Genomic DNA, 5,383 nt, shown 5'->3' on the forward strand with positions numbered 1-5,383 from the left:
CGCGGCCCGGCCAGCGTGTCGCGGTCGCGCTCGCCGGAGTCGGCACCGAACTGGCCTTCGCGGGGGTCCTCTCGCTCGCCGTGCCGGCCCTGCCCGAGGGCCCCGTCGCCGACGCGCTGCTGCTGTACGTCATCGGCTGCCTGAGCCGTTGCGTCCTCAACCTGATGCCGTTCGTGAAGCTCGACGGCTACATGGCCCTGATGAGCCACCTGGACATCTCCCACCTGCGGGACAAGGCCATGGACGAGGCCCGCGACGCCATGGCCGCCCGCGCGTTCGGCAGCCCCCGCCGGCGCCTGCTGCTGCCCGCCTCGCGCTGGCCCGTCCTGTTCGGCCTGGGCTGCGTCGCGTTCCCGGTGCTCATGGTCGGTCAGGCAGTGATCCTGTGGACGTGCGTGCTGCCCGTACCGTCCGCGATCGCCGCCGTGGTGGTGAACGTGCTGCTGGCCGTGTTGGTGCTGCGCGTGGGCATCGGCCTGTACCGCCTGCTGGCCCGTGCCCGCGCCGCCGGAGCCTCCCGTGGCCGGATCACGGCATCCGCCTCCGCCCTGCTGCTGACCGCCGCCGGCACCGTACTGCTGGCCGCGGCCTGACCCCACGCCGCCGTACTCCCCGCCCCGCCGTACGGGGGGCGGGGACGCCGTACGGCCACCCGGCCGTCGTACGCTCAGCCGGCCGCCGTACGGTCGCCCGCCGTCGTACGCTCACCCGGCCGCCGTACGGGAACGGGGCCCGGGTTCGGTGCGGAAGCGACTGCCGGGCGCGGAGTCACCCACCCGGCGCGTACGGCGACGTGGTGCCGGCGCCCCCGGCATACCCTCGGTGCGTGGAGCCGGAAGCAGCCTCGCAGCCCATCCGTGTGGTCGTGGTCGACGACGAGCAGCTCGTCCGCTCGGGCATGCGGATGATCCTGGGCTCGGCGCCGGACATCGAGGTCGTCGCGGACTGCGGTGGCGCCCAGGCCGTGCGGACGGTGCTCGCCGAGCGCCCGGACGTGGTGCTGCTCGACATCCGCATGCCGGATGTGGACGGGGTGACCGTCCTGCGCCGGCTGAAGGAGGCGCGTGAGGCCCCGCCGACTGCCGGCCAGCCCCCGCCGACCGCCGGCCAGGCCCCGCCGAGGCCCGCCGTCTCCATGCTGACGACCTTCGACAGCGACGAGTACCTGGTGAGGGCGCTGCGCGAGGGAGCGGCCGGCTTCCTGCTGAAGGACACCGACCCCGAGGACCTCGTACGCGCGGTGCGCACCCTGGCCGCCGGAGGAACCGCGCTCGACCCCTCGGTCACCTCCACGGTGATCGGCGGATACCTCCGGACCGCGGACAGCGCCGAGGACGCCACGCGCGCGGTCGCGGAGCTGACCTCTCGTGAACGCGAGGTCCTGGCCCTGCTGGCGCGGGGGCTGTCCAACGGGGAGATCGCCCAGCGCCTGCATCTGGCACACGGCACCGTCAAGGACCATGTCAGCGCGCTTCTGGCCAAGCTCGGCGGGATCAACCGGGTCCAGGCCGCGGTGCTGGCCGACCGGGCCGGCCTGATCCGGATCACCTCACCCCCCGCCGCATGAACCACGTGCGGCGCGTGGACCACGTGGGCCACGTGAACCGTGGGCAGCACGGGAATCGCGGGAAGCTCGGGAGCCGGATGCGTGGCGGCGCACGCCCCGCCGCGCGCGGCGCCTGGCTGGCGCCACCTCCGCGCAGCCGGTGGGGGGTGAACGTATGGGGGCCGGTCCTCCTCGCCGCCGGCGACGCCTACCTCATCACCACCCCCACCGGAGCCGGCATCGTCGTCAACGCCCTGGCCGTCGCCGCCCTCGTGGCCCGCCTGCGCTTCCCGATCACCGTCCTGCTGCTCACCCTCCCCGGCGTGTACATGGGCACCTCGTACGTGGCCGGTCTGATCGCCCTGTACACCGTGGCGCGGCTGAGGCTGGAGCGGTGGCTGGGGGTGGTCTGCGGCATGGCCGTGGCGCTCGCCAGCTTCCTGCTCTACCCCCTGCACAGCATGGGGGAGGTCGGAGGTCACCGGCTGTGGATGCAAGCGGAGGTGTCGGTGGGCACGACGGTGGCCGCGGTGGCGCTGGCGCGCGTGGTGGCCCTGCGGGCCGAACTGGGCGCGCGCCTGGCCGATCTGACCCGCAGCCGCCGGAGCGAGGCGCGTCTGATGGCCGAACACGCCCTGGCCCACGAACGCGCCCAGCTGGCGCGCGAGATGCACGACGTGGTCGCCCACCAGGTCAGCCTGGTCAGCCTGCAGGCCGGGGCCCTGCGCATGCACAGCGGTGACCCCACCGTCCGGGAGATCGCCGGCACCATCCGCACCCTCTCGGTGCGCACCCTGGAGGAGCTGCGCCACATGGTGGGGGTGCTCAGGGCCGCCGGTGGCGACACCGGGCAGCTCACGCCCCAGCCCGCTCTGGCCGACCTGCCCCGTCTGCTGGCCGAGAGCGCCCTGGACATCGATGCCGACATCGACGCCGCGGCGGGTGCGCACTGCCCGGCCACGGTGGAGCGCGCCGCCTATCGCATCGTCCAGGAAGCCCTGACCAACGTTCGCAAACACGCCCCGGGGGCCGGCGTGCACGTGACGGTGGCCCGCCGTGCCGACGAGCTGTACATCGCCGTACGCAATGGCCCGGCGTGCCCCGAGGCACAGCCACTGGACCTGCCCACCGGCGGCCACGGTCTCCTCGGCCTGAGCGAGCGCGTCCACCTGCTGGGCGGGTTCTTCACCGCCGGCCCCACCCCGGAGGGCGGCTTCCTGGTGACCGCCACGCTGCCCACTGAACAGTCCTGAACCGGGGCGCCGCGGCAAAGGGGCGGCCCTCGACGGTACGCACGGTCGACACGGCCGCCCAAAGGCCAGGGCACGGCAGAGGGCCAGGGCACGGCGGGGGCCAGGGCACACCGGAGATCAGGGCGCGGCGGAGGGCCAGGGCACGGCGGAGGTCAGGGCGCGGCGGAGGTCACCCGGCGGCGGCCAGCCGCTCGCGCCACCACTCCACCGTCGCCGTGAGCTGCTGGTCTAGGGGGGTGGCACGAGTGGCGAAGGCGGCCTCGTAGGCGCTGGAGTCCATGACGAAGGGGCGGTCGAACTGATAGCGGATCTCCCTCAGTTCGCGGATCAAGGGGGAGAACAGGGACGCGGCCGCCAGAAGGACCGGCGGCGTCCCGCGCACCGCGACCGGCTCCACTCCCGCCCGTTCGGCCAGGCGGTCGGCCATCTCCCGCACCGACAGCGGCGGCAGGGTGGGCACGTGCCAGGCCCTGCCCCAGGCCCGCTCCTGGCCCGCGACCTCGATCAACGCACGGGCCACGTCGGGCACATAACTCCAGCTGTGCGGCGCGTCGGGGTCCCCGAGGGCGGAGACGGACCTGCCGCGCAGCAGGCGGGGCACCACGCGCGCGGCCAGATGCCCGCCGTCCGTCACACCGGGCCCGAAGAAGTCCGAGCCCCGCACCTCGACCGCCCGGATACGACCCTGCTCGTGCAGTGTCAGCGCCTGCTCCCACAGGGCCGCGCGCAGGCGCCCCTTGGGGCCGGCCGCGGCCAGCGGCAGGTCCTCGGTCAGCACCGTGTCGACGGGGCCGTAGCCGTAGAGGTTGCCCGTCATGACCAGCACGGCTCCGCTCGCCTCGGCCGCCGCGCACAGCGACGAGGCCAGCGGCGGCCATTGCGCGGTCCAGCGGTGGTAGGGCGGCGAGGCACAGCTGAAGATCGCGGCCGCGCCCCGGGCGGCCTCGGCCAGCCGCTCGGCGTCCGCCGCGTCCAGCGCGAGGTGCTCGATGCCGGGCTCCGCGGGGCGGCCGGACCGGGTGACGACACGTACCGCGTGGCCCTCCTCGGCCAGCAGTCGGGCAACGGCGGCCCCAACGGGCCCGAATCCTACGACGACATAAGAACTCACCCGCGCACATTAGTACGGGACTACGGGCCCGGGGTGCCGGCGCCCGGGAGGCGGCGGCTCGATGGGGTGCCGGCTCCCGGAGGCGACGGCCCGGTGGGGTGCCGGCTCCCCGGAGGCGGCGGCCCGATATTGGGTGGCGGGCCGCGGTGCCGCACGCGACGATGCCCCCATGAACGAGGGCGCGCGCATCGAGGAACTCCCTGAGCCGGTACAGACCCGGTGGACCCGGTCGACGATCCACCCCGACATGTGGGTCGACCCGGACGACGACCCGCGCGAGACCGATGCCGAGCCGGCCGATGAACGCGGCGTCCTGCTCGACAACCTGCGCCACTACCGCCTCACCCTGGAAATGAAATGCGCGGGCCTGGACGCCGAACAGATGGCCCGGCGCGCCGTACCGCCGTCCACCATGTCCCTGCTCGGACTGGTGCGGCACCTGTCCGAGGAGGAACGGCGCTTCCGCCGGGTGATGGCCGGCGAGAACGCGCCGAGGCTGTACCGCACCGACGAGGACCGCGACGGCGACTTCACCGGCGCGACCGCCGACCCGGCGGTCGTGGCGGACGCCTGGCGACAGTGGCGGACCGAGGTGGAACGCACCGACCGCTATCTGGCCGGCGTCACCGACCTGAACACCCGGAACGTCGGCTTCTCCGACCTCGGCCCCGAACCCGGCGGGGAGGAGCGGCTCCGCGACGTCCTGGTGGCACAGATCGCGGAGTACGCGCGCCACTGCGGCCACGCGGACCTCCTGCGCGAGCGGATCGACGGCCGGGTGGGCCAGTGACGGCCCCTTTCGGCGCCCAGTGATCGACGAAGATCCGCCACACCGTCGCCCGCCTGCTGCCGACCGCCCGCCGCCTGGGCGCGGGCTGAGAACGCTCCCCGTCCGAGGGCGTCACAAGCGCCTCACAAGCGCCTCACCGGTCCAGGACCTCCAGGTAGTGGCGGTTGTACATGATGCCCAGGACGTTGCCGAACGGGTCGGTCACGGAGGCGGTGACGAAGCCGGGGCCGCGCTCGGTGAGGGGCTCGTACGGCGTGGCGCCCATGGCCAGCAGCCGGTCCCGGGCGGCCCGTACGTCGTCGACGTGCCAGTGGGCGATCACGCCTCCCGGGGTGGTGGCCGCTCCCGGCGGGGCGTAGCGCCGGTCGATGAGGCCGAGCTCGGTCTGGTGATCGCCGATCCTGAACTCGTAGTAGGCGGCCGGCTGCCCGTCGCCCGGCCGCTCGAAGTACGGCTCGACGCCCAGCAGTTCGGCGTACCACTCCTTCGCCGCTTCCAGGTCGTCGGCCCAGAAGTTGACCGTGGCCATTCCTCGCAGCATCGCTGGTTCCTTCCCTTCGGTCGGTGACATTGACCATCCTGCGGCCTAAACTGCGCACCCTCTGAGCACTTTTCCGGAAGGGCCGGAGAAGCGGCCGAAGAGCCGGCGGTGAAGCGGGCGGGGGCCGGGGGAGTGGGCGGAG

General features: G+C 73.9%; 5 protein-coding genes and 1 pseudogene. 4 read left to right on the forward strand and 2 right to left on the reverse strand.

The features are described from left to right. From ACSNOD_RS27860 to ACSNOD_RS27870, 3 genes and pseudogenes are all read left to right on the forward strand, one after another. A pseudogene (locus ACSNOD_RS27860) lies at positions 1 to 593 on the forward strand (daptide biosynthesis intramembrane metalloprotease); the annotation flags it as partial. A 305-nt stretch (positions 594 to 898) separates the two neighbouring features. Beyond that, positions 899 to 1,567, forward strand: coding sequence for a response regulator (locus tag ACSNOD_RS27865; RefSeq protein ID WP_436769844.1), 669 nt, complete (start codon positions 899 to 901; stop codon positions 1,565 to 1,567). 146 nt (positions 1,568 to 1,713) lie between these two features. Then, entirely contained in the window at positions 1,714 to 2,799 is a 1,086-nt protein-coding gene (locus ACSNOD_RS27870; protein WP_436769840.1) for a sensor histidine kinase, read from the forward strand. 169 nt (positions 2,800 to 2,968) lie between these two features. Here ACSNOD_RS27870 and ACSNOD_RS27875 read toward each other — a convergent pair whose 3' ends face one another. After that, positions 2,969 to 3,910: an NAD-dependent epimerase/dehydratase family protein gene (locus ACSNOD_RS27875; protein WP_436769841.1), complete on the reverse strand. Its 942-nt coding sequence runs from the start codon at positions 3,908 to 3,910 to the stop codon at positions 2,969 to 2,971. Positions 3,911 to 4,079: 169 nt separating this feature from the next. On the opposite strand from ACSNOD_RS27875, the gene ACSNOD_RS27880 reads away from it, so the two are divergent. Further along, positions 4,080 to 4,700, forward strand: coding sequence for a DinB family protein (locus ACSNOD_RS27880; protein ID WP_436769842.1), 621 nt, complete (start codon positions 4,080 to 4,082; stop codon positions 4,698 to 4,700). Positions 4,701 to 4,833: 133 nt separating this feature from the next. Here the strand turns inward: ACSNOD_RS27880 and ACSNOD_RS27885 are convergent, their stop codons facing one another. Continuing rightward, complete coding sequence (locus ACSNOD_RS27885; RefSeq protein WP_436769843.1) at positions 4,834 to 5,241, reverse strand: VOC family protein; 408 nt, start codon at positions 5,239 to 5,241, stop codon at positions 4,834 to 4,836. Positions 5,242 to 5,383: the final 142 nt, after the last annotated feature.

This window comes from Streptomyces sp. URMC 123 (genome assembly GCF_051386515.1).
GTDB lineage: Bacteria > Actinomycetota > Actinomycetes > Streptomycetales > Streptomycetaceae > Streptomyces.